At 68.0% G+C, this 21,316-nt stretch carries 31 protein-coding genes and 1 tRNA gene; 27 read left to right on the top strand and 5 right to left on the bottom strand.

Annotated elements, in window-relative coordinates:
- The 5 genes from BUE16_RS03565 to BUE16_RS03545 form a co-directional block, all read right to left on the bottom strand.
- Nucleotides 1–212, bottom strand: a 212-nt coding sequence (locus BUE16_RS03565; protein ID WP_159435716.1) for a helix-turn-helix domain-containing protein, incomplete at its 3' end; no start/stop codon positions are given.
- Between the two features lie 345 nt (nt 213–557).
- A complete protein-coding gene (locus tag BUE16_RS03560) occupies nt 558–3,335 on the bottom strand; it encodes a heavy metal translocating P-type ATPase (RefSeq protein ID WP_073307003.1) in 2,778 nt (925 codons plus the stop codon).
- A gap of 97 nt (nt 3,336–3,432) precedes the next feature.
- Nucleotides 3,433–3,747, bottom strand: coding sequence for an MTH1187 family thiamine-binding protein (locus BUE16_RS03555; RefSeq protein WP_073307002.1), 315 nt, complete (start codon nt 3,745–3,747; stop codon nt 3,433–3,435).
- Between the two features lie 188 nt (nt 3,748–3,935).
- Entirely contained in the window at nt 3,936–4,337 is a 402-nt protein-coding gene (locus BUE16_RS03550) for a CBS domain-containing protein (protein WP_073307001.1), read from the bottom strand.
- Nucleotides 4,338–4,453: 116 nt separating this feature from the next.
- A tRNA-Gly gene (locus tag BUE16_RS03545) sits at nt 4,454–4,524 on the bottom strand.
- Between the two features lie 272 nt (nt 4,525–4,796).
- Here BUE16_RS03545 and BUE16_RS03540 point away from each other — a divergent pair.
- The 27 genes from BUE16_RS03540 (at nt 4,797) to BUE16_RS03410 (ending at nt 21,261) form a co-directional block, all read left to right on the top strand.
- Nucleotides 4,797–5,630, top strand: a complete 834-nt coding sequence (locus BUE16_RS03540) for a putative RNA uridine N3 methyltransferase (protein ID WP_073307000.1) — start codon at nt 4,797–4,799, stop codon at nt 5,628–5,630.
- A 10-nt stretch (nt 5,631–5,640) separates the two neighbouring features.
- Nucleotides 5,641–6,657, top strand: a complete 1,017-nt coding sequence (locus BUE16_RS03535) for a 50S ribosomal protein L3 (RefSeq protein WP_073306999.1) — start codon at nt 5,641–5,643, stop codon at nt 6,655–6,657.
- Nucleotides 6,657–7,403 (top strand): 50S ribosomal protein L4, encoded by a 747-nt coding sequence (gene rpl4p / locus BUE16_RS03530; protein WP_073306998.1) that lies wholly within the window; start codon nt 6,657–6,659, stop codon nt 7,401–7,403. The genes BUE16_RS03535 and rpl4p overlap by 1 nt, the downstream gene beginning before the upstream one ends.
- On the top strand, nt 7,400–7,654 hold the full coding sequence (locus BUE16_RS03525; RefSeq protein ID WP_073306997.1) for a 50S ribosomal protein L23: 255 nt from the start codon (nt 7,400–7,402) through the stop codon (nt 7,652–7,654). Before rpl4p ends, BUE16_RS03525 begins: the two co-directional genes overlap by 4 nt.
- Before the next feature lie 2 nt (nt 7,655–7,656).
- Nucleotides 7,657–8,385, top strand: a complete 729-nt coding sequence (locus BUE16_RS03520) for a 50S ribosomal protein L2 (RefSeq protein ID WP_073306996.1) — start codon at nt 7,657–7,659, stop codon at nt 8,383–8,385.
- Nucleotides 8,386–8,388: 3 nt separating this feature from the next.
- The gene (locus BUE16_RS03515) at nt 8,389–8,811 is read left to right on the top strand and encodes a 30S ribosomal protein S19 (RefSeq protein WP_073306995.1); all 423 of its coding nucleotides are present in this window, start codon (nt 8,389–8,391) and stop codon (nt 8,809–8,811) included.
- Between the two features lie 2 nt (nt 8,812–8,813).
- Complete coding sequence (locus BUE16_RS03510; protein WP_073306994.1) at nt 8,814–9,272, top strand: 50S ribosomal protein L22; 459 nt, start codon at nt 8,814–8,816, stop codon at nt 9,270–9,272.
- Nucleotide 9,273: 1 nt separating this feature from the next.
- Nucleotides 9,274–10,233, top strand: a complete 960-nt coding sequence (locus tag BUE16_RS03505; RefSeq protein ID WP_073306993.1) for a 30S ribosomal protein S3 — start codon at nt 9,274–9,276, stop codon at nt 10,231–10,233.
- A gap of 3 nt (nt 10,234–10,236) precedes the next feature.
- Nucleotides 10,237–10,455, top strand: coding sequence for a 50S ribosomal protein L29 (gene rpmC / locus BUE16_RS03500; protein WP_073306992.1), 219 nt, complete (start codon nt 10,237–10,239; stop codon nt 10,453–10,455).
- A gap of 1 nt (nt 10,456) precedes the next feature.
- On the top strand, nt 10,457–10,993 hold the full coding sequence (locus BUE16_RS03495) for a ribonuclease P protein subunit (protein ID WP_073306991.1): 537 nt from the start codon (nt 10,457–10,459) through the stop codon (nt 10,991–10,993).
- Nucleotides 10,993–11,325, top strand: coding sequence for a 30S ribosomal protein S17 (locus tag BUE16_RS03490; RefSeq protein WP_073306990.1), 333 nt, complete (start codon nt 10,993–10,995; stop codon nt 11,323–11,325). The genes BUE16_RS03495 and BUE16_RS03490 overlap by 1 nt, the downstream gene beginning before the upstream one ends.
- Nucleotides 11,325–11,723 (top strand): 50S ribosomal protein L14, encoded by a 399-nt coding sequence (locus BUE16_RS03485; RefSeq protein ID WP_073306989.1) that lies wholly within the window; start codon nt 11,325–11,327, stop codon nt 11,721–11,723. Before BUE16_RS03490 ends, BUE16_RS03485 begins: the two co-directional genes overlap by 1 nt.
- Entirely contained in the window at nt 11,720–12,082 is a 363-nt protein-coding gene (gene rplX, locus BUE16_RS03480) for a 50S ribosomal protein L24 (protein WP_073306988.1), read from the top strand. Before BUE16_RS03485 ends, rplX begins: the two co-directional genes overlap by 4 nt.
- 1 nt (nt 12,083) lies before the next feature.
- Complete coding sequence (locus tag BUE16_RS03475; RefSeq protein ID WP_073306987.1) at nt 12,084–12,791, top strand: 30S ribosomal protein S4e; 708 nt, start codon at nt 12,084–12,086, stop codon at nt 12,789–12,791.
- On the top strand, nt 12,788–13,312 hold the full coding sequence (locus BUE16_RS03470) for a 50S ribosomal protein L5 (RefSeq protein ID WP_073306986.1): 525 nt from the start codon (nt 12,788–12,790) through the stop codon (nt 13,310–13,312). The genes BUE16_RS03475 and BUE16_RS03470 overlap by 4 nt, the downstream gene beginning before the upstream one ends.
- Entirely contained in the window at nt 13,309–13,500 is a 192-nt protein-coding gene (locus BUE16_RS03465; protein ID WP_073306985.1) for a 30S ribosomal protein S14, read from the top strand. Before BUE16_RS03470 ends, BUE16_RS03465 begins: the two co-directional genes overlap by 4 nt.
- A gap of 2 nt (nt 13,501–13,502) precedes the next feature.
- Complete coding sequence (locus BUE16_RS03460) at nt 13,503–13,895, top strand: 30S ribosomal protein S8 (protein ID WP_073306984.1); 393 nt, start codon at nt 13,503–13,505, stop codon at nt 13,893–13,895.
- Between the two features lies 1 nt (nt 13,896).
- The gene (locus BUE16_RS03455) at nt 13,897–14,430 is read left to right on the top strand and encodes a 50S ribosomal protein L6 (protein WP_073306983.1); all 534 of its coding nucleotides are present in this window, start codon (nt 13,897–13,899) and stop codon (nt 14,428–14,430) included.
- Nucleotides 14,431–15,141, top strand: a complete 711-nt coding sequence (locus tag BUE16_RS03450; protein WP_073306982.1) for a 50S ribosomal protein L32e — start codon at nt 14,431–14,433, stop codon at nt 15,139–15,141.
- Nucleotides 15,138–15,599 (top strand): 50S ribosomal protein L19e, encoded by a 462-nt coding sequence (locus BUE16_RS03445; protein WP_073306981.1) that lies wholly within the window; start codon nt 15,138–15,140, stop codon nt 15,597–15,599. The genes BUE16_RS03450 and BUE16_RS03445 overlap by 4 nt, the downstream gene beginning before the upstream one ends.
- Entirely contained in the window at nt 15,599–16,162 is a 564-nt protein-coding gene (locus BUE16_RS03440) for a 50S ribosomal protein L18 (RefSeq protein ID WP_073306980.1), read from the top strand. Before BUE16_RS03445 ends, BUE16_RS03440 begins: the two co-directional genes overlap by 1 nt.
- Entirely contained in the window at nt 16,155–16,802 is a 648-nt protein-coding gene (locus BUE16_RS03435; protein ID WP_073306979.1) for a 30S ribosomal protein S5, read from the top strand. The genes BUE16_RS03440 and BUE16_RS03435 overlap by 8 nt, the downstream gene beginning before the upstream one ends.
- On the top strand, nt 16,802–17,260 hold the full coding sequence (gene rpmD / locus BUE16_RS03430) for a 50S ribosomal protein L30 (RefSeq protein ID WP_073306978.1): 459 nt from the start codon (nt 16,802–16,804) through the stop codon (nt 17,258–17,260). Before BUE16_RS03435 ends, rpmD begins: the two co-directional genes overlap by 1 nt.
- A complete protein-coding gene (locus BUE16_RS03425) occupies nt 17,260–17,766 on the top strand; it encodes an uL15m family ribosomal protein (RefSeq protein ID WP_073306977.1) in 507 nt (168 codons plus the stop codon). Before rpmD ends, BUE16_RS03425 begins: the two co-directional genes overlap by 1 nt.
- Before the next feature lie 268 nt (nt 17,767–18,034).
- The gene (gene secY / locus BUE16_RS03420; RefSeq protein ID WP_073306976.1) at nt 18,035–19,498 is read left to right on the top strand and encodes a preprotein translocase subunit SecY; all 1,464 of its coding nucleotides are present in this window, start codon (nt 18,035–18,037) and stop codon (nt 19,496–19,498) included.
- 333 nt (nt 19,499–19,831) lie between these two features.
- Nucleotides 19,832–20,722 (top strand): ferritin-like domain-containing protein, encoded by an 891-nt coding sequence (locus BUE16_RS03415; RefSeq protein ID WP_079991465.1) that lies wholly within the window; start codon nt 19,832–19,834, stop codon nt 20,720–20,722.
- A gap of 344 nt (nt 20,723–21,066) precedes the next feature.
- Complete coding sequence (locus BUE16_RS03410; RefSeq protein ID WP_073306975.1) at nt 21,067–21,261, top strand: hypothetical protein; 195 nt, start codon at nt 21,067–21,069, stop codon at nt 21,259–21,261.
- Nucleotides 21,262–21,316 lie beyond the last annotated feature (55 nt).

The raw sequence follows: 21,316 nt of genomic DNA, 5'->3' as shown, positions 1-21,316 counted from the left end.
TACACGTCAGAGAGGCCGTCCCACCACTTCTTGAGGTCGGGTAGCTCCGACCGTAGAGTGGTCATGGACGGCAGTTCACCGTGTTCGTCTTGGTATTCGTTGAGACGGTAGCGCGTGTGGTTGTAGAGTTGCCTACAAATGTCTCGGTGGCGGTCCAACTCCTCGCGGTGGGCGTTGGACGGCTTGAGACGGTACTTGTAGGCGTAGTACATCCGTTACTCTCGTTCCTCAATGAGTTCGTCCAACTGCTCTCGGACGAACGACGAGAGGTTGAGGTGTTGACCCTCAATCCACTCGTCTTGGTCCTCTCGAATGGTGATTGTCTTCCGTTTCACGTAATGCACGCTATGCACGATACACGTATAATAGTTCGGTGAGGCGTTGGCCTGTGGGCCGAGCGTCGGATAGTGTATGAGAACCGTGCGGCGTTCACGAGAGCAAAGCTCCCGTGTGCGGACGAGACGCTCCGCGTCTCGTCAACGCTGTATCCCCTCCCTGCTCGCGCCTTCCATTCGGTCGGCGCTCGCTGAGGAAGGGGGCTTAGCGCCTACCTTCAGCTAAGCCGGCGGCGGCGACGGCTGGTCCCTGTCCCTGTCTCCCTCCCCGTCCTCGTCGGACGCCGCCTCCGCCCCCACGTCGGGGGCGCCCGTGCCCGCGGGGTTCGTACCGTCGCCCCCCGCGCCGGGATCGTCGGGCGAGACGCGCGCAAGTCGGCTCGCGTTCGCCGTGACGCCGACGGTCATGCCCGCGTCGCCCGCGAGGACGGCGAACCAGATCGGGACGAGCCCGAACGGCACCGCCGCCGCGAGCGCAGCCTTCGCCGCGAGGCTGGTCCAGACGTTCTGCCGGATGACGGCGTTGGCGCGCTCGGCCAGCGTCCGGAGGTACGGCAGCGTCGAGAGGTCGTCCGCGAGCAGCGCCACGTCGGCCGTTTCGAGCGCGGTGTCGGTGCCGGCGGCGCCCATCGCGATCCCCACCGTGGCGGTCGCCAGCGCGGGCGCGTCGTTGACGCCGTCGCCGACCATCGCAACGCCGTCGTGCTCGGCGAGCAGCTCCTCGACGGCCTCGACCTTCTCGTCGGGGAGCAGTTCGGCGCGAACGTCGTCGACGCCCACCTCGCGGCCGACTGCGCGGGCGGTGCGCTCGTTGTCGCCGGTGAGCATCACCGTGTGAACGCCCGCCTCGCGCAGGCGCTCGACGGTCCGGCGCGCCTCGGGACGAACCTCGTCGGCGACGGCGACGACGCCCTCCAGATCCTCCTCCGTACCGACGAGCACCACCGTCTTGCCTTCGGCCTGCAGTTCGGGGACCGTGTCCGAGAGGAGGTCGAGGCAGTTGTTCCGCTCGCAGATGGCGCGGGAGGTCCGGGTGACGACGCCGCCGTCAGTGGCGGCGTGGACGTGCGAGAGGTCGAAGCCACGCTCCGAGAACAGCCCGGGCTTGCCCGCGTAGTGGGGCGTCCCGTCGAGCGTCGCCGTCACGCCCTTGCCCGTCACCGCCTCGAACTCGTCGACCGCGCGGTCGCCGACGCCGGCCTCGTCCGCGCGCTCGACGATGGCGTCGCCGATGGGATGTTCCGAACGGAGTTCCAAGCCGCGGGCGCAGCGGAGCACGTCCGCCTCGGAGTTGTCGCCCAGCGGGATCACGTCGGTGACGGTGAGTTCCCCCTTGGTGAGCGTCCCCGTCTTGTCGAACGCGACCGCGTCCACGTCTCCCATCGCCTCCAGGTGGGTGCCGCCCTTGATCAGGACGCCGTTGCGCGCGGCGGAGGTGATGCCGGAGACGACGGTCACCGGCGTGGAGATAACGAACGCACACGGGCACGCGAGCACGAGCAGCGTGAGGCCGTAGAGGACGTACGTCTCCCACGCCGCGCCGACGGCCAGCGGCGGGCCGACGGCGACGACCAGGGCGAACCCGACGACGACCGGCGTGTAGTAGCTCGCGAAGCGCTCGACGAACCGCTCGCGGTCAGAGCGCTCGCCCTGGGCGGCCTCGACCATGTCGACGACCTGCGAGAGCGTGTCCTCGCCGGCCTCCGCCGTCACCTCGACCTCCAAATAGCCGCCCTCGACGATGGTGCCCGCGAACACCTCGTCGCCGGGGGCCTTATCGACCGGGACCGATTCGCCGGTAACGGGCGCCTGGTTCACCGCGCTCGTCCCGTCGGTGACGGTCCCGTCGCGGGGGACGCGCTCGCCCGGGCGGACGACGACCGTCTCGCCGACGGCGACCGCGTCGGCCGGGACGACCGTTTCCTCACCCTCGCGGACCACCGTCGCCTCCGTCGGCGACAGCTCCATCAGTTCGCGCAGGGAGTCGCGCGCGCGGTCCATCGCCGCCCCCTCCAGCAGCTCTGAGACGGAGAACAGCGTCGTCAGCGTCGCCGCCTCGAAGAACAGCGGCTCGTCGAATCCGACCCCAGCGGCGACGGCGCCGAGGATGGCGACGGTCATCAATAGATCGATGTCGAGGCTGCGCTGGCGCAGCGAGTAGTAGCCGTTGCGGAAGACGCCGCCGCCGCCGACGGCGACCGCCGCGATGTACGCGAGGTCGCCGACGCGGACGGTCCGCCCGAACAGGTCGACAGCGGGGCCCGCGCCCGCGGGCGCCAGCGGGTTCGCGAGCACCAAGCCGATCCCCGTCAACACCGCCGCGAGGTACGTCGCGTACGCTCGTCGGCTTCGCCACACCGAACGCTCGTCGTCGCCGTCGCCGTCACCGCCGTCCTCGTCGAGCGACGTGGAGACGACCTCGTAGCCGGCGGACTCGACGGCGTCGGTGAGCGCCGCGAGCGTCGTGGCGTCGGGGTCGAACCGGAGGCGCACCGTCCCCGTCGTGGGGAGCGTGTCAAAGTCACGCACCCCGTTGACGGCCTCCAGCGCGCCCGAGACCTTCCGCGCGCAGGAGGCGCAGTCCATGTCCGGGACCGACAGCGCCACCGACTCCAGATCCTCCTCGACGGTGTAGCCGGCCGACTCGACGGCCGCGGCCACCGACTCCCGGTCGGTCGACCCGTCGGTCGCGACCGACAGCGTCCCCGTGGTCGGGTACGGGTCGATGTGGGTGACGCCGTCGACCCCGGAGACGCTCCGCTCGACTTTTGCGGCACAGGAGGCGCAGTCCATGTCCGGGACCGACAACGAAATATCCGCGTCGGCGGACTCCCCGTCGGAGCCGCCGTGCGCGCGTTCGTCGTCCCCGTCGTCGTACTCATGATCCCCGTCGTCGGAATCGTGGTGGTGCTCGTCGCCGCCGCGATCCTCGTCGACGGCCGCCGAGCGAGACCGATCGCTGTGAGAGACGGTATCGCCCGCAGCGTCATCGTGCGTCATATTCGTACTCGACGGTAGTCGCCGACCGATTATTAATTCTCCTGCCAATCTGGGGCACTTTTATGGTTATACTTAATAACGAACTCTGACTGAGATATTATTCCAGCCCGCTCCGAGCCGGTCGGCCGAGTTCGCGTTCGACGGCGTCGACCTTCTCGTCGGCGCGCTGGCTGCGCGTCCGCTTGTCGTCGATCTTCAAGAACGTGGAGACGCGGTCGCCGTCGACCGCGTTGTGCGCGGCTGTTGCGGCCGCCATCAGCTCCTCGAACTCCTCGGCTTCGATCACCGTGCCCATCGGGTTCGTCTCGTACGCCACGTCGAAGTCGTCAAGCGCGGCGACGGCCTTCGCGACTTCTCCCGCCATGCTTCCCTCAACGACCGGCGCGACGCTCAACAGCGCGATAACCGTCATACCGGACTCACGACCGCGGTCGGCAAATCGGTTGCGCCGTCGCGGGGGCGGTGTGGCGACAGTTCGAGTAGTCCGGGGAGATTCAGGGAAATGTGGGTCGCCAATCCGGCCACCCGACGACACTCAACGCACTCAGTCAACGCACTCACTTCGGCGCACCACGCGGACCGAACTCGGCGCCAAGCGACTCAGGCGCGGATGTTCGAGAGGTACGCGGTGAGGTCGGTCGTGGAGACGACGCCGACGACGCCGTCGTCGCCGTCGGTGACGGGCATGTGGTGGAAGCCGTGATCGAGCATGGTCGCGGCGACGCTCGCCAGCGAGTCGCCGGGGGCGGCGGTGACGAGGTCCGTGCTCATGTACTCCGAGACGGGCGTCTGATCCTTGGGCTGTCGCTCCGCGACGATCTGCACGAAGTCGGTGTTGGTGAGGATGCCGCGGAGCGTACCGTCGTCGTCGACGACGATCACCGAGCCGATCTGCCGCTGCATCATCTCGTTGGCCGCTTCCTCGACCAGCGTGTCGGGCGTCACGGTGTAGAGACTCTCGGACATCACCTGGGCGACGAACACGTCGTCTAAATCGTCCATGGTAGCGGGGTACGCGGGGCGTGAGAAAAGGGTTGGTGTCGCGAGCGACCGCGTGGCGTGAAGGTACGGTCGACCCGCGAGACTGCGTCTCGCTCGTCGAGTGGTCGCGACAGAACTGCACTGGCGGGGATTTGAACCCCGGTTGTGACCATGGCAAGGTCACGTGATACCACTACACTACCAGTGCGTACCTGCATCCGGGCGCCGTCTCCGGCTTTCTCCCGGTGCGCATTCACCACTAACGGCAGGGTTGTATATAAATCCGTTCCTCCGGCGGCGCCGTGCGGAACCATCTCGTGTGACTCGACCGCACACCGGATGACGCCACGTGGCACGTGAGTGGTTCACACGTGAAACGCCGGTTGACGGGTGTGTGAAGCCGTGACGCCGGGGGGCGCGATTCAACACCCTTTTACGCCGCGGCTGAGGATCATCGGAGTACAGTCCGGTGCAGCGACAATGAACGGAACGACACTCGACGTGATCGTTCCGTCGTCGCTCGTCCGGGAGGCCGAGGACGGCCGCGAGGCCACGCGAAAACTCGGCTACGTCGCCCGCGCGGCGACGATCTTCCGGGCGGACCGGTTGGTCGTCTTCCCAGACCGGGAAGGCGAACGCCGCAGAGGCGGCGAGTACGTTCGAACCGTGCTGGAGTACTGTGCGACCCCCTCCTACCTCCGTCGGGAGGTGTGGGGGAAACGCGAGGAACTCCGGCACGTCGGCGTGCTCCCGCCGATGCGGCCCGCTCGCTCCGGCCCCGACGGGTCGGAACTACGAGAGGGAATCGTGACCGAGGTCGGACCTGAAGGCCGCGTTCGGGTCAATTGCGGAACGCAACACCCGATCTCCCTGCACGCGTCTCCCGGACGGGAGTACGTGGAGGGGGAGCGCGTCACCGTCAGGGTCTCTTCGAGAGAACCGGTCCGTGCCCGCCTCACCGACGACCCCGCACCGGGGTTTCGGGTGACGGGCGCGGCCTTGGAGGACGCCCTCGCCGACGCCGAAACCGCGATCGCCACGTCGCGACACGGACGCGAACTGTCCGTGTCCGGCCTGGCGGACGTGCGTGCACGCATGCGCGACACACACGTCGCCGTCGCGTTCGGTTCGCCCGGCAGGGGGCTCCCGGCCATCCTCGGCGTGGACACCGAGGATGTCCCGGTCGACCCCGACGCCACGGACGGCTCGGGGTTCGATCTCTGGCTGAACGCGATTCCGCGACAGGGCAGCGAGGTGGTGCGGACCGAAGAAGCGATCTTCGCCGCGCTCTCGCCGCTCACACTCACGGAGTAAGCCAAACACAATGCCACAACCAAGCAGACCACGCAAGGGTTCGCTGGGCTTCGGCCCGCGCAAGCGCGCGAGCAGTGAAGTCCCCCGCATCCGCTCGTGGCCCGAGGACGACGGCGCGGCCGCAGTCCAGGGCTTCGCGGGCTACAAGGCGGGCATGACCCACGTCGTCATGGTGAACGACGAATCCGACTCCCCGCGCGAGGGGATGGAGGAGTCCGTTCCCGTGACGGTCGTGGAGGTGCCGCCGATGCGCGCGGTCGCCCTGCGAGCCTACGAGGACACGCCGTACGGACAGAAGCCGGTCACCGAGGTCTGGGCCACCGAGTTCCACGAGGAACTCGACCGCACCCTCGACCTGCCGGCGGAGAACACCTTCGAGGAGGACGCCGCGGAGCTGCGCGAACTGGTCGACGACGGCGTCGTTGACGACCTCCGGTTCATCACCCACACCGAGCCGGCCGCGCTCTCGAACATCCCCAAGAAGAAGCCCGACGTGATGGAGACGCGCGTCGGTGGCGCCTCGATGGACGAGCGCCTCGACTACGCACTCGACCTGGTCGAGGACGGCGGCGAACACGAGTTCGGCGACGTCTTCCGCGCCGGCGAGTACACGGATGTCTCGGGCGTCACGAAGGGCAAGGGCACCCAGGGCCCCGTCAAGCGCTGGGGCGTCCAGAAGCGGAAGGGCAAGCACGCCCGCCAGGGCTGGCGGCGCCGGATCGGTAACCTCGGCCCGTGGAACCCCTCGCGCGTGCGCTCGACCGTCCCTCAGCAGGGGCAGACCGGCTACCACCAGCGCACGGAGCTCAACAAGCGGCTCATCGACTTCGGCGAGGGCGACGACGCCTCCGTCGAGGGCGGCTTCAAGGGCTACGGCGAGGTGGACGGTCACTACGCGCTCGTGAAGGGCTCGCTGCCAGGTCCCTCCCAGCGCCTCCTGCGGTTCCGACCGGCCATCCGGCCGAACGACCAGCCGCGCCTCGACCCCGAGGTGCGCTACGTTTCCACCGAATCGAACCAAGGATAATGAAGGCAACAGTACGCGACCTGAACGGCGACGAGAGCGGGGAAATCGACCTCCCCGACGTCTTCGAGACGGAGTTCCGCTCGGACCTGATCCAGCGGGCAGTCGTCGCCGCGCAGGCAAACCGGAAACAGGCGTACGGCGCTGACGAGTTCGCCGGCCTCCGCACTCCCGCGGAGTCGTTCGGCTCCGGCCGCGGCATGGCCCACGTCCCCCGACAGAACGGGCAGGGTCGCCGCGTCCCGCAGACCGTCAAGGGCCGCAAGGCCCACCCGCCGAAAGCCGAGAAGGACCAGACCAAGAAGGTGAACGACAAGGAGCGCAAGCTCGCGACGCGGTCGGCCATCGCGGCCACCGCCGACACCGAGCTGGTCGCCGAGCGCGGCCACGCCTTCGACGAGGACACCGAGCTGCCGCTCGTCGTCTCCGACGAGTTCGAGGACCTCGTGAAGACGAAGGAGGTCGTCTCCTTCCTCGAGGCAGTCGGCGTCGCCGACGACATCGAGCGCGCCGACGAGGGGCGCTCGATCCGCGCCGGCCGCGGGACGACCCGCGGTCGCAAGACGCAGGAGCCGAAATCGGTCCTGTTCGTCACCAGCGAGGAGCCGTCGAAGGCGGCGCGCAACCTCGCCGGTGCCGACGTGGCCACCGGCCGCGAGGTCAACGTCGAGGACCTGGCGCCCGGCACGCACGCCGGCCGCCTGACCGTCTTCACCGAGAGCGCGCTGGAGGAGGTGGCCGAGCGATGAGCTCTGTCATCCACCACCCGCTCGTCACCGAGAAGGCGATGGACGAGATGGACTTCCAGAACAAGCTCCAGTTCATCGTCGACATCGACGCGGCCAAGCCCGAGATCGCAGACGCCGTCGGCGCGCAGTTCGACGTTGGCGTCGAGTCGGTCCGGACGCAGATCACGCCGCAGGGGAAAAAGAAGGCGACCGTCGAACTCGACGAGGACAGCGACGCGCAGGAAGTCGCTTCCCGGATCGGGGTGTTCTGATAATGGGACGCAGAATTCAGGGACAACGACGCGGTCGCGGCGGCTCGACGTTCCGAGCGCCGTCGCACCGGTACAAATCGGACAAACAGCACAAGAAGATCGCGGAGGACGAGGCGGACACCGTCCACGGCGAGATCGTCGGCATCGAACACGATCCCGCGCGGTCGGCGCCCATCGCGGACGTGAAGTTCGAGGACGGCGACCGCCGCCTCGTGCTCGCGCCCGAGGGCGTCACGGTCGGCGAGACGCTGTCGGTCGGCGTCTCCGCAGAGATCAAGCCCGGAAACACGCTTCCCATCTCGGAGATTCCTGAGGGCGTGCCGGTGTGCAACGTCGAGTCCAAGCCCGGCGACGGCGGCAAGTTCGCCCGCGCCTCGGGCGTCAACGCGACGCTGCTGACCCACGACCGCGATGTCGCGGTCGTCCAGCTCCCCTCCGGGGAGGTCAAGCGGCTCAACCCCGACTGCCGCGCCACCGTCGGCGTCGTCGCCGGCGGCGGCCGGACGGAGAAGCCGTTCGTGAAGGCCGGAAAGAAGTACCACAAAATGCGCTCGCGCGGGACGAAGTATCCGCGCGTGCGCGGGGTCGCGATGAACGCCGTCGACCACCCGTTCGGTGGCGGCGGCCGCCAGCACCCCGGACAGCCGAAGTCCGTCTCGCGGAACGCTCCGCCGGGCCGGAAGGTCGGCGACATCGCCTCCAAGCGGACGGGCCGCGGAGGGAACAACTAAATCATGAGTTCGGAATACCGCACCGGCCGCGAGGGTGAGTTCACCTACCGCGGCCACACGCTCGACGAGCTGCAGGCAATGGAGCTCGACGAGGTCAAAGCACTGCTTCCCGCCCGCGCGCGGCGAACCATCGACCGAGGACTCGGGATCCAGCAGCAGAAGCTGCTGGAGAGCGCAGAGGACGCCACGGAGGAGGAGACGGCCAACGACCCGATCCGGACGCACGTCCGGGACATGCCGATCCTCCCGTCGTTCGTCGGCCTCACGTTCGAGGTGTACGACGGAAGTCACTTCGAGCGCGTCAAGGTGGAGCCCGAGATGATCGGGCACTACCTGGGCGAGTTCAACCTGACCCGCAACTCCGTGGAGCACGGTCAGGCCGGTATCGGCGCGACCCGGTCCTCGAAGTTCGTGCCCCTCAAGTAACAATGGGAATCAGCTACAGCGTCGACGCCGACCCGGAGACCACCGCCAAGGGGATGCTCCGCGAGCGGCAGATCAGCTTCAAGCACAGCAAGGCCATCGCCCGCGAACTGAACGGCGAGACAGTCACCGACGCCGAAGAGTACCTGCAGGCGGTCATCGACGGGGAGCGCTCCGTCCCGTTCCGCAAGCACAACTCCGGCGTCGGTCACCGCTCGGACATCGACGGCTGGGACGCCGGCCGGTACCCCGAGAAGGCCTCCAAGGACTTCCTGAAGCTCCTTGAGAACGTCAAGCACAACGCCGACGAGCAGGGGTTCGACGGCGAGTCGATGACGATCAAACACGTCGCCGCCCACAAGGTCGGCGAGCAGCAGGGCCGCAAGCCACGCGCGATGGGTCGCGCGAGCGCCTGGAACACCCCGCAAGTAGACGTCGAAATGATCATCGAGGAGGACGCATAACATGGCGGACGAGCACCAGTTCATCGAGGACGGGCTCCAGCGGAGCCAGATCAACGAGTTCTTCGAGGACGAGCTCGGTCGCGCCGGCTACGGCGGGATGGAAGTCGCGAAGACGCCCATGGGCACCCAGATCGTGCTCAAGGCCGAGAAGCCCGGCATGGTGATCGGCAAGGGCGGGAAGAACATCCGCAAGGTGACCACCGAGCTCGAGGAGCGCTTCGACATGGACGACCCGCAGATCGACGTGCAGGAGGTCGACGAACCCGACCTCAACGCGAAGATCGTCGCGGACCGTCTCGCGAACGCTCTCGAGCGCGGCTGGTACTTCCGCCGCGCGGGCCACACCACGATCGACCGGATCATGGACGCGGGCGCGCTGGGCGCCGAGATCGTACTCTCCGGGAAGGTCACGGGCGCCCGCTCGCGCGTGGAGAAGTTCAACCGCGGCTACATCAAGCACAACGGCGAGCCCGCCGAGGAGGTCGTCGACGAGGGCCAGGGCGTCGCGGTCATGAAGCTCGGCACCATCGGCGTCACCGTGAAGATCATCCCGCCGGGCGCGGTGCTGCCCGACGACTTCGAGATCGCCGAGGACGCGGACGCGCCCGAGGTCGAGCAGGCGTCCGCGTCCGGCGAGGGCGTCGAGGACCTGCTGGCCGACGTGGACGACGAGGAGGTCCCGGAGACGGAGCCGGAGATCCCCGGCGACGAGCCCGACTTCGACGAGTCGGAGGTCGCCGGCGACGACGAGGACGTCATCGACGAGGAGGTCGTCGAGGAGGTCATCGAGGCCGACGAGACGGCCGACGGCGACGCCGCCGAGACCGCCGAGCCCGAGGAGGAAGCCGAAGAGCCCGAGCTCGACGAACTCGACGAGGAGGTCGAGTCCGAGGCCGAGGACCTCGTCGCGGAGATGGAAGCGGACGACGAAACCGACGCGGACGACGAGGAGGAGGAGTAACCGATGGCGATCCTCCACACCCAGGAGATCCGCGACATGACGCCCGCCGAGCGCGAGGCCGAACTGGAGGAGTTCGAGACCGAACTGCTCAACGCGAAGGCCGTGCAGGCGGCCGGCGGCGCCCCGGAGAACCCGGGGCGCGTCGGCGAGCTGAAGCGCACCATCGCGCGGATCAAGACGATCCAGCGCGAGGAAGGCGACCTGGACGACACCGACGAATAACATGGCACTGACCCCCGAGACGCTCACGCGACACGAACTTCGCGGCCTCCCCGTACGGGTGGCCGCCGCCGCCAGCGACGCCCACGTCGGGCTGGCTGGCGTCGTCGTGTCCGAGAGCATGCGCACCCTCACGGTGCGCACGTCTCGGGGAGACAAGCAGGTGCCGAAGGAGGGGACGACGTTCCGGTTCGTCCTCTCCGCGCAGGAATCGGGAGACGGCGTGGGCCGCCGTCACACCGAGCCCAGCACGGGCGCGCCTCGCGGACGCGAGTCTCCGCTCGACACAGATGAGTCTCGCGGACGCGAGTCTCCGCTCGACACAGATGAAGCCGCGGGGGACCGCAAGGCCCCCGGGTCCGCGTTCGAACTTCCGTCGTCGGCGCGCTCCACACTGGCCGGAGCGCGCGGACAGTACGATACTACCGGGGTCACAGCCGGTCAGTCGGACGGTTGCGAGGACGCGGTCTCCGTTACGGTGGATGGGGCCAGACTGCTCTCACGACCCGCCTTCCGCACGGAACGTGCGGGTGATCACTAATGGCAATCGGACTGAACGTAACAGAACCGGAGGAAGCCTGCTCCGACGAGAACTGCCCGTTTCACGGATCACTTTCCGTGCGCGGACAGACGCTCGAAGGAACGGTCGCCTCCACATCGATGGACAAGACGGTCGTCGTCGAGCGCGAATACGACGTATTCGTGCCGAAGTACGACCGGTACATGAAACGACGAAGCCGCGTTCCGGCGCACCTGTCTCCCTGCCTCGACGTCGAGGAGGGCGATCAGGTCCGCATCGCCGAGACGCGGCCGCTGTCGAAGACGAAGAGCCACGTCGTGGTCGAACAGCTCGACACGGACGGTGATGCCTGATGGAGGCCCTCAAGGCCGATGTCACGCAGGGCCTGGAAAAGGGCTCGCTGATTGCGTGCGCCGACAACACCGGCGCCCGTGAGCTGAAGGTCATCTCCGTGTCGGGCTACTCGGGCACGAAGAATCGCCACCCCAAAGCGGGCGTCGCCGACAAGGTCACCGTCTCGGTGACCAAGGGGACGCCAGAGATGCGGCGCCAGGTGCTGGAGGCCGTCGTGGTCCGCCAGCGCAAGCCCATCCGTCGACCCGACGGCACCCGCGTGAAGTTCGCGGACAACGCCGCCGTCGTGATCGACGACATGGAGGAGCCGCGCGGGACCGAGATCAAAGGTCCCGTCGCGCGCGAGGTCGCCGAACGCTTCGGGAGCATCGCATCCACCGCGACTCAGATCGTATGAGCGAACAACCGCACAAACAGCGCACCCGGACCCGAGACGCGCCGCTCCACGAGCGGCAGAAGCTCGTTCGCGCCACCCTCTCGGAGGATCTCCGTGAGGAGTACGGCCAGCGGAACGTCCGCGTCAACGCGGGCGACACCGTCGAGGTCATGCGCGGCGACTTCGCGGGCGAGGAGGGCGAGGTGCTCGAGGTGGATCTCCGCGAGTCGGTGATCCACGTCGAGGACATCGTCGTCGAGAAGGCCGACGGGGAGGAGACCCCGCGCCCGCTCGACGCCTCGAACGTGCGCGTCGTCGACCTCGACCTCGAGGACGACCGCCGGGAGGCGCGTCTGGAGTCCGACGAGGAGGCTGCATAACATGAGTAACCACCAGAAGCGACTGTCGGCCCCGAACTCGTGGCCGATCGAGCGAAAAGAAGAGACGTTCACCGTGAAGGCGGGCGCGGGCCCGCACGGCGAGTCGGGCGTGCCCCTGCTCATCGTCCTTCGGGACGTGCTGGGCTACGTCGACTCCCGGAAGGAAGCGCGCTACGCGCTCGATCACGGCTCCGTGCTCGTCAACGGCAAGGCGGTCTCCGATGAGGCCCGCCCGGTCGGGATGTTCGACATCCTGGCGTTCGCCGAGCGCGAGGAGTACTACCGCGTGTTCCCCGGCGAGGGCGGTCGGCTCTCGCTGACGCCCATCGACGAGGAGGCCGCCTCCTCGCGCCTGGGGAAGGTCGCGGGCAAGACGCAGGTCGCCGGCGGCGACTTCCAGTACACGCTCCACGACGGGACAACCCTCGTGAGCGAAGACGGGAGCTACGCCGGGGGCGACTCGCTGGTCGTCGACAACGAGACCAAGGAAGTCGTCGCGCACTTCCCGTACGAGGAGGGCGCGCTCGTCACCGCGGTCGCCGGCGCGCACGCCGGCGAGATCGGGACGATCGACGAGATCACCGTCACCGCCGGCTCCGGCGACAACGCCGTGAGCGTCGCACAGGAGGACGGAGACGACGCCGGCTTCGAGACGATCGAAGAGTACGTCGTCGTCATCGACGAGAACTTCGTGGGTGATGACGAATGAGCGAGGCTAAGGCGGACTTCCACGAGATGCGCGAACCGCGCATCGAGAAGGTCGTCGTCCACATGGGCGTCGGTCAGGGCGGCCGCGAACTCGCAAACGGCGAGGAGATCCTCGAGGAGATCACCGGACAGGAGACGGTTCGCACGACGGCGAAGCGCGCCATCGGCGAGTTCGACATCCGACCCGGCGACCCCATCGGGGCGAAGGTCACGCTCCGCGGCGAGGACGCCGACGAGTTCCTCGCGACCGCGCTGGAACTGGCCGACCTCTCGACTTCACAGTTCGACGACACGGGCAACGTGAGCTTCGGCGTCGCCGAGCACACCGAGTTCCCGAGTCAGGAGTACGACCCGCAGATCGGCATCTACGGACTCGACGTCACCGTGACGCTCACGCGGCCGGGCTACCGCGTCTCGAAGCGAGACAAGGTCACCCGATCGATCCCGAGCAAGCACCGGATGAGCGTCGACGACGCCGTCGCGTTCCTCGAACGCGAGTTCGACGTGGAGGTCAACGAATGAGCGACGCAGACATCGAAACGAGCGGACCCGAGGAGACGGGCGAGCACGCAGCCAAGCGCACCGGCCAGGAGGTCGAGTGCCGACGCTGCGAGCGCAAGCAGGGCCTTGTCGGCAAGTACGACATCAACCTCTGCCGCCAGTGTTTCCGCGAGGTCGCCCGGGACATGGGGTTCCGGAAGTACCGATAACAATGGCAGGAAACGACCCACTCTCCGACGCCCTCGCAGGCCTCGACAACGCCGAGGACGTCGGTCATCTGGAATACACGGTCCAGCCCGCCTCGAACATCATCGGCTCCACGCTCGAAGTGCTGTACGACAGCGGCTACGTCGGCGGCTTCGAGTTCGTAGACGACGGCAGAGCCGGAACGTTCGAGGTCGAACTGAAGGGCGCCATCAACGAGTGCGGCGCCGTCAAGCCGCGCTACTCCGTGGCCGCAGACGGCTACGAGAAGTGGGAGAAGCGGTTCCTCCCCGCCCGCGACTACGGCGCACTCATCGTGACCACGAGCCACGGCGTCATGAGCCACTACGAGGCCCGCGAGGCGGGCATCGGTGGCCAGGTAATCGCATACGTCTACTGATATGGAACGAGACATCGAACTACCCGAGGACGTCTCCGCCGACCTCGACCATCTCGATCTCACGATCGAGGGGCCGAACGGGTCGGTGACGCGTCGCCTGTGGTACCCGGACGTGAGCGTCTCCACGGAGGACGACGCCGTCGTCATCGCGTACCCGGACGACGCCGACCGCCAGACCCGCGCGACCGTCGGCACCTTCGAGAGCCACGTGGACAACATGGTCCACGGCGTCACGGAGGGATGGGAGTACGAGATGGAGGTCTTCTACGCCCACTTCCCGATGGACGTTGACGTGGAGGGCGACGAGGTCGTCATTACGAACTTCCTCGGGGAGACAGCACCCCGCCGCGCGGAGATCCGCGGCGACACCGACGTACAGATCGACGGCGAGGAGCTCGTCTTGACCGGCCCGTCCAAGGAGGACGTCGGCCAGACGGCCGCCAGCATCGAACAGCTCACCCGCGTGACGGACAAGGACACGCGCGTCTTCCAGGACGGCGTGTACATCACGCGAACCCCCACGGGTGATGTGTAAATGAGCGACGACATCGACTCGCTCGAGGACATCTCCGGGGTCGGTCCGTCGAAGGCCGACGCGCTGCGCGAGGCCAGCTACGAGACCGTCGAGGACGTGAAGGCGGCCTCGCAGTCCGAGCTCGCGGAGGTCGACGGCGTCGGGAACGCCCTCGCGGCCCGCATCAAGGCCGACGTGGGCGGACTCGAGGTCGAGTCCGAGACCGACGCAGAGATCGAAGAAGACGAGTCCGAAGCCGAGGCCGAGGCGGCCGAGGAAGAGGACGTCGAGACGGAGCTGCGTCCGCGCGGTCACGCGGACAAGACGCCCGACCTCGACGACGAGCGCGCCCGCGCGCTCGCCAAGAAGCACCGGGAGTCCACGCCGCAGTTCAACCGGCAGGACTACCACAAAAAGAAGCGGATCCCGACCTCGTGGCGGCGCCCGCGCGGCCAGCTGTCGAAGCAGCGCCGCAGCATCAAGGGCAAGGGCCCGAAGGTCGAGGCCGGCTACCGCTCGCCGACGGCCGCCCGCGGCCTGCACCCGAGCGGCTTCGAGGAGGTCCGCGTGTTCAACACGGACGATCTCGAAGGCGTCGACCCGGCGACCGAGGCCGTGCGCATCGCGTCCTCGGTCGGCGGGCGCAAGCGCGAGGCGATCGAGGACGTGTGCGAGGACCGCGAGATCCGCGTCCTCAATCCGACCTACGTCGAAGTGGAGGTGGAAGAATGAGCGACCTGGCAGCACAGCGCCGGCTCGCCGCCGACGAACTCGACATCGGCAAGAGCCGCGTCTGGCTCAACCCGGAAGCACAGGACGAGCTCGCGGATGCAATCACGCGTGAGGACATCCGCGAGCAGATCGAACAGGGCAACATCCGCGAGAAGGACGCCAAGGGGAACTCGCGTGGCCGTGCCCGCGAGCGCGACGAGAAGCGCTCGTACGGCCACCGCACGGGCGCCGGCTCCCGCAAAGGGAAAGCCGGCGGCCGGCAGAGCTCCAAGGACGACTGGATCGCGCGGATCCGCGCCCAGCGCGCGCGCCTCAAGGAGCTCCGCGACGACGGGCCCCTCGACAGTTCGCAGTACCGCGAGCTGTACAACAAGGCCTCGGGCGGGTCCTTCGAGGACGTGCGACGACTCGACTCGTACATCGTGAACAACTACGACGTAACACTGGAGGACGACTGATGGCGACCGGACCACGCTACAAGGTACCGATGCGTCGCCGCCGGGAAGTCCGGACGGACTACCACCAGAGGTTGCGCCTGCTGAAATCCGGCAAGCCGCGCCTCGTCGCGCGCCTGTCGAACAAGCACGTCAGGGCGCAGCTGGTTTCCCCCGGCTCCGACGGCGACGAGACACACGCGGCCGCGTCCAGCGAGGACCTCGAAGACTACGGCTGGGAGGCCCCGACGGCCAATCTCCCCAGCGCGTACCTGACGGGCTACCTCGCGGGACTGCGGGCGGTCGAGGCGGGCCTCGAAGAGGCCGTCCTCGACATCGGCCTGAACACCGCCACGCCCGGAAACAAGGCGTTCGCGGTGCAGGAAGGAGCGATCGACGCCGGGCTCGAGATCCCCCACAACGACAGCGTCCTCGCGGACTGGTCGCGTACTCGCGGCGAGCACATCGCCGAGTACGACGAGCAGCTCGACGAACCGCTGTACAGCGGGGAGTTCGACGCGGCGGACCTGCCCGAGCACTTCGACGAGCTTCGGGCGACCCTGACGGAGGAATTCGACAATGAGTAGAAACGGCGGATGGGAGCCGCGCACGCGGCTCGGCCGGAAGGTACAGGAGGGCGACATCACCTCGATGGAGCAAGCGCTCAACTCGGGGCTCCCGCTGAAGGAGTACCAGTTGGTCGACCAGCTCATCCCCGACCTGGAGGACGAAGTACTGGACATCAACATGGTCCAGCGCATGACCGACTCCGGACGCCGGGTGAAGTTCCGCTGCGTCGTCGCCATCGGCAACGGCGACGGCTACCTCGGCTACGCCGAGGGCCGCGACGACCAGGTCGGCGGCGCGATCGAGAAAGCCATCGAAGTGGCCAAGCTGAACATGATCAAGGTCGACCGCGGCTCGGGCTCGTGGGAGGACTCCGCCGGCGGGGTCAACTCCCTCACCCGGACGGCCACCGGCAAGGCCGGCTCCGTCGAGGTCGAAATCAAGCCCGCCCCGCAGGGGCTGGGCCTCGCGGCGGCGCCGACCGTCCGCAACATCCTCGAGCTGGCGGGCGTCCAGGACGCTTGGACCTCGTCGACGGGGAATACGCGGACGACGGTCAACCTCGCGAAGGCGACGTTCAACGCCCTGAAGAACGCATCGCAGGCGCGCACGCCCGATCGGGCGCGGCGCGTCCAGCGCGAAGCGGAGGGTGAGCGCTGATGCAGGCGGTCGTCCAACTGCGCGGCGAGATCGACATGTCCGCCGCCCAGCGCGACACCCTGCAGATGCTCAACATCCACGCGATCAACCACTGCGCGCTGGTGCCCGAGGAGGACACCTACCGCGGAATGATCGCGAAGGTGAACGACTTCGTGGCGTTCGGCGAGCCCGAAACCGAGACGGTCGAGCTGCTGCTCTCGCGCCGCGGCGAGCCCCTCGAGGGCGATGCCGACATCGACGATGAGTGGGTCGCCGACAACACCGACTACGACGACGTGTCCGCGCTCGCGGCGGCGCTGGTCGAGGAGGAGACGACCCTGCGCGAGCAGGGCCTCTCGCCGGTCCTCCGCCTGCACGCCCCGCGCGGCGGCCACGACGGCATCAAGCACGCCGTGAAGAACGGCGGTGCGCTCGGTCGTCACGACGACATCGACACCCTGCTGGAGGCGATGCGATAATGTCGAACAAGAAGCGACGCCAGCGCGGTTCGCGCACGCACGGCGGCGGCTCCCACAAGAACCGGCGCGGCGCCGGTCACCGGGGCGGTCGCGGTGCGGCCGGCCGCAAGAAGCACGAACGGCAGCTGTACGGTCCGCTGGGTAAGTACGGCTTCAAGCGCCCGCAGGGCGTCCAAGACGAGGTCGTCGAGGTCTCCGTCCAGAAGTTGGACGAGGACGCCGCCCTGCTGGCGGCGGAGGACCTCGCGGAGGCGGAGGGCGACGGCTACGCCCTCGACGCCCGCGACGTGGCCGAGGACGGCCACGAGGCCGACGTGGTGAAGGTGCTCGGCGGCGGACAGGTCCGCGGGGAACTGCACGTCACGGCCGACGCGTTCACCGCCGAGGCCCGTCGCCTCATCGAGGAGGCCGGCGGCTCCGCGGAACTGACCGAACGCGCCGAGCAGGCGCAGGCGGACAAGGAGGCGTCTGCGGAGCAGTCGGACGAGGACAGCGACGACGAGTAGTCGACGGTTCCCCGACCGAGCCCGCAGTCTGCGGTTCACTTCTTCGCGCGTCGCCCGCTGAGACGACTCCCCGCCCAGCCGCGGCGCCGTTCGCACTTGATGGGACGGTTGCGGCCGGCGCAGGCAGGTCGGCCGCGACCGCCGTCGGTCGGGATCGTCGTCCGCGACGGAGCGGCCGTTATCGGCCCTCGCCGGCGTCTCGTGGCCCGTCGCGCCCGCGGACCCAATCGAAGCGTTAAGGTGTGCCGGCCAACCAGGTGGAGGATATATGGGTTGGAAAGAGACCGCGGAACCCGTACTCACGCGGATGCCGTCGGTCGAGCGTCCGGAGGGGCACGTCCCCTTCAAGCGGAAGCTCGCCTGGACGGCCGGTATCCTCGTGATGTACTTCTTCCTCACCAACATCACGATGTTCGGACTCGCGACCGGCGGCGCCGGCGGCGACTTCTACGGTCGCTTCCGGTCGATACTCGCCGGGTCGTCCGGCTCGATCCTGCAGCTTGGTATCGGACCGATCGTGACGGCGTCCATCGTCCTCCAACTGCTCGGCGGCGCCGACCTGCTCGGGCTGGACACCGATGACCCCCGCGACCAGGTCCTGTACCAGGGGCTCCAGAAGCTGCTCGTCGTCGTGATGATCTGTCTGACGGGGCTACCGATGGTGTTCGCCGGAAACTACCTGCCGGTGAACAGCCAGCTTGCGAGCCAGCTCGGGATCGGCGTCTTCGGCCTGAAGACGGTCCTGTTCGCGCAGATGTTCGTCGGCGCCGTCCTCATCCTGTTCATGGACGAGGTCATCTCCAAGTGGGGCGTCGGCTCCGGGATCGGGCTGTTCATCATCGCGGGCGTGAGCCAGCAGCTCGTCGCCGGCCTGTTCGCCGTCCCCGCGCTCGGCACCCAGGTGACCGGATTCTTCCCCGCCTGGTACGGTATCATCACGGGGGGCATCCAGCTCGACCCGTTCATCCAGTCGCTGTTGTTTGACCCGGGGAACATCCTGGCGCTGTTCACGACGGTGCTCATCTTCTCCATCGTCGTGTACACCGAGTCCGTCCGCGTGGAGATCCCGCTGAGCCACGCCCGCGTGAAGGGCGCCCGCGGTCGATTCCCCGTGAAGCTCATCTACGCGTCCGTCCTGCCGATGATCCTCGTTCGCGCGCTGCAGGCGAACATCCAGTTCCTCGGGCAGATCCTCAACAACTACGTGAACCTCCCGGCGTTCATCGGCGTCTACTCGCAGGGACAGCCCGTGAGCGGGCTGTTCTACTACCTCGCGCCGATCCAGTCGCGCGCCGATTGGATGTGGTTCTCCGGAGCGTTCACCGTGAGCGCCGAGCCGTGGCAGATAATCATCCGGGTGCTCGTCGACCTCACGTTCATGATCATCGGCGGCGCCATCTTCGCCGTGTTCTGGGTCGAGACGACTGGGATGGGACCGGAGTCGACCGCCCAGCAGATCCAGAACTCGGGGATGCAGATCCCCGGCTTCCGGAAGAACCCGCAGGTCATCGAGAAGGTAATGGAGCGGTACATCCCGCAGGTGACCGTCATCGGCGGCGCGCTAGTGGGCGCGCTCGCGGTGCTAGCGAACATGCTCGGCACGCTCGGGGGCGTCTCCGGGACCGGGCTGCTGCTGACGGTGTCGATCACCTACAAGCTGTACGAGGAGATCGCCGAGGAGCAGCTCATGGAGATGCACCCCATGATGCGCCAGATGTTCGGCTCGGACTGACGCCGTTCGGGACGCGAGAGCGCAGACGCAGCGCGGACCGGAGACTAGTTTTGCGGGCGCGGCAGACCGCCGCGAGTTCGATACGTCGCCCCGGAGCCAGTGGTGTCCTGTTCGGGACCGCCGTCGCAGTGGTCCGGTGGCGTGCAGCGGCGTGTCGACACCGCATTCGTCGCGTAATTCGGTGTAAGCCCACTGTACTCGGTGTATAATTGGCATTCCATTCGGGAAGGTTCAAGCCCGATTCGTACGCTGGGACTACGCACGCGACCGCTGCGCGTAACAAACCGTCGGCACCCGAACGTCTCGTCTGTCGGACGCTTCTGACGTACCACGATGACAGTGAACGAACACAGCAATGACGAACGATCGGGCGGTATCGACGCGGCTGACAACGACAGCGGCGGCTCCCGGAGGCGGTTCCTCAGTCGGTCGGCGATAGCCGGCAGCGTGCTGCTGGCGCTGGGCGGCGGTGCCGGCCTCTTGCTGGCGCAGGAGGACGACGACGCCGAGGCCCAAGAAGGCCCGCTGTTCGACGACGAGGAGGGGACGGACGTGGACGTGCTGAACTACGCGCTCACGCTCAAACACTTGGAAAACGCGTTCTACCGGACCGGACTCGAGACCTTCGACCCGGCGGACTTCGTCGAGTCTAAGGCGACGATCGTCTCCACCGAGGCGGACGCGGCGGTGCTGTACGAGAACTTGGAGACGATCGGCGAACACGAGGTGGCCCACGTCGACCTCCTGAGGCGGGCGGTCGAGTTGCTCGGCGGGACGCCCGTCGAGGAGGCGAAGTACGACTTCAGGCTGGAGGACGTCGCCGGGTTCATGTCGCTCGCGTCGACGCTCGAGAACACGGGCGTCGCCGCGTACGCGGGCGCCGCTCCCGCGGTCGAGAGCCCGGACCTCCTGCGCACTGCGCTCGGCGTCCACAGCGTCGAGGCCCGACACGCGGCCGTCGTGACCGCCGCCGGCAACAGCGATCCGTACCCGGACGCGATCGACGCTCCGGCCGCCCGGCCCGACGTGCTTGCCGCCGTCGACCCGCTCATCGTCTACGACGCTGACGACGGGAAAAGCGGGGACAGCGAGGGGACCGAGGACGGAGCGGGCGACGGAAACGGAAGCGAGGACGGAGCGGGTGTCGAAGGGGAAGGTGAGGGAAGCAACGCCGGCGAAGGCGGCGGAAACGGCGGAAGCGGGGAGGGCGAAGAAGCCGAGTAATCGACCGCCGTCGCGACCGGTTCACCGAACAACCGGTGGTACCCTGGGGGGAGATCGCGCGGTTCGCTTCGTCCCCTCGTTCGCGGTCGCATCGAAGCTATCGGACGCCCCACCGGATCCGTGCCGGCGACGGCCGGGTGGCGAGCGACGAGCGAGTCGGCGCCGGTCGTCGCCCCATGCGGCACGTTCCCGGACCCGTCGGTTCCGTCGCGGCCGCGAGTCGGGCAGTGGGCGGGTCGGCCTCCGGCGCCGAGCACGGCGCACCCCTCCGATGATCAGCTCCGAATCTCGTCCCCGATAATCCGAACCGCATCCTCATATACCCGAACGCCCGACGTACGGGCATGCACGCGAGCGACGACCTGCCGAAGCTCCGGGACGCGGCCGTCCTCGACGACCTTCCCGAGTTCGAGCTCCGGTATCTCTTCGACGACGGGTCGGACCCGAGCTCGGTGACCGTCTACGACCCCGAGACGCTGGAGACGACGTGGATCACGGTCGACGCGGATGCGGCCGTCTCGCTGGACGACCTTCAGTGACCCTGCAGCCGCACCCGAACTGCCCGCGCGCGAGGGAGAGCGTTTAATCCCGCTC

This window comes from Halobaculum gomorrense, assembly GCF_900129775.1.
Lineage (GTDB): Archaea > Halobacteriota > Halobacteria > Halobacteriales > Haloferacaceae > Halobaculum > Halobaculum gomorrense.
This window is presented reverse-complemented; position numbering and strand designations above follow the sequence as displayed.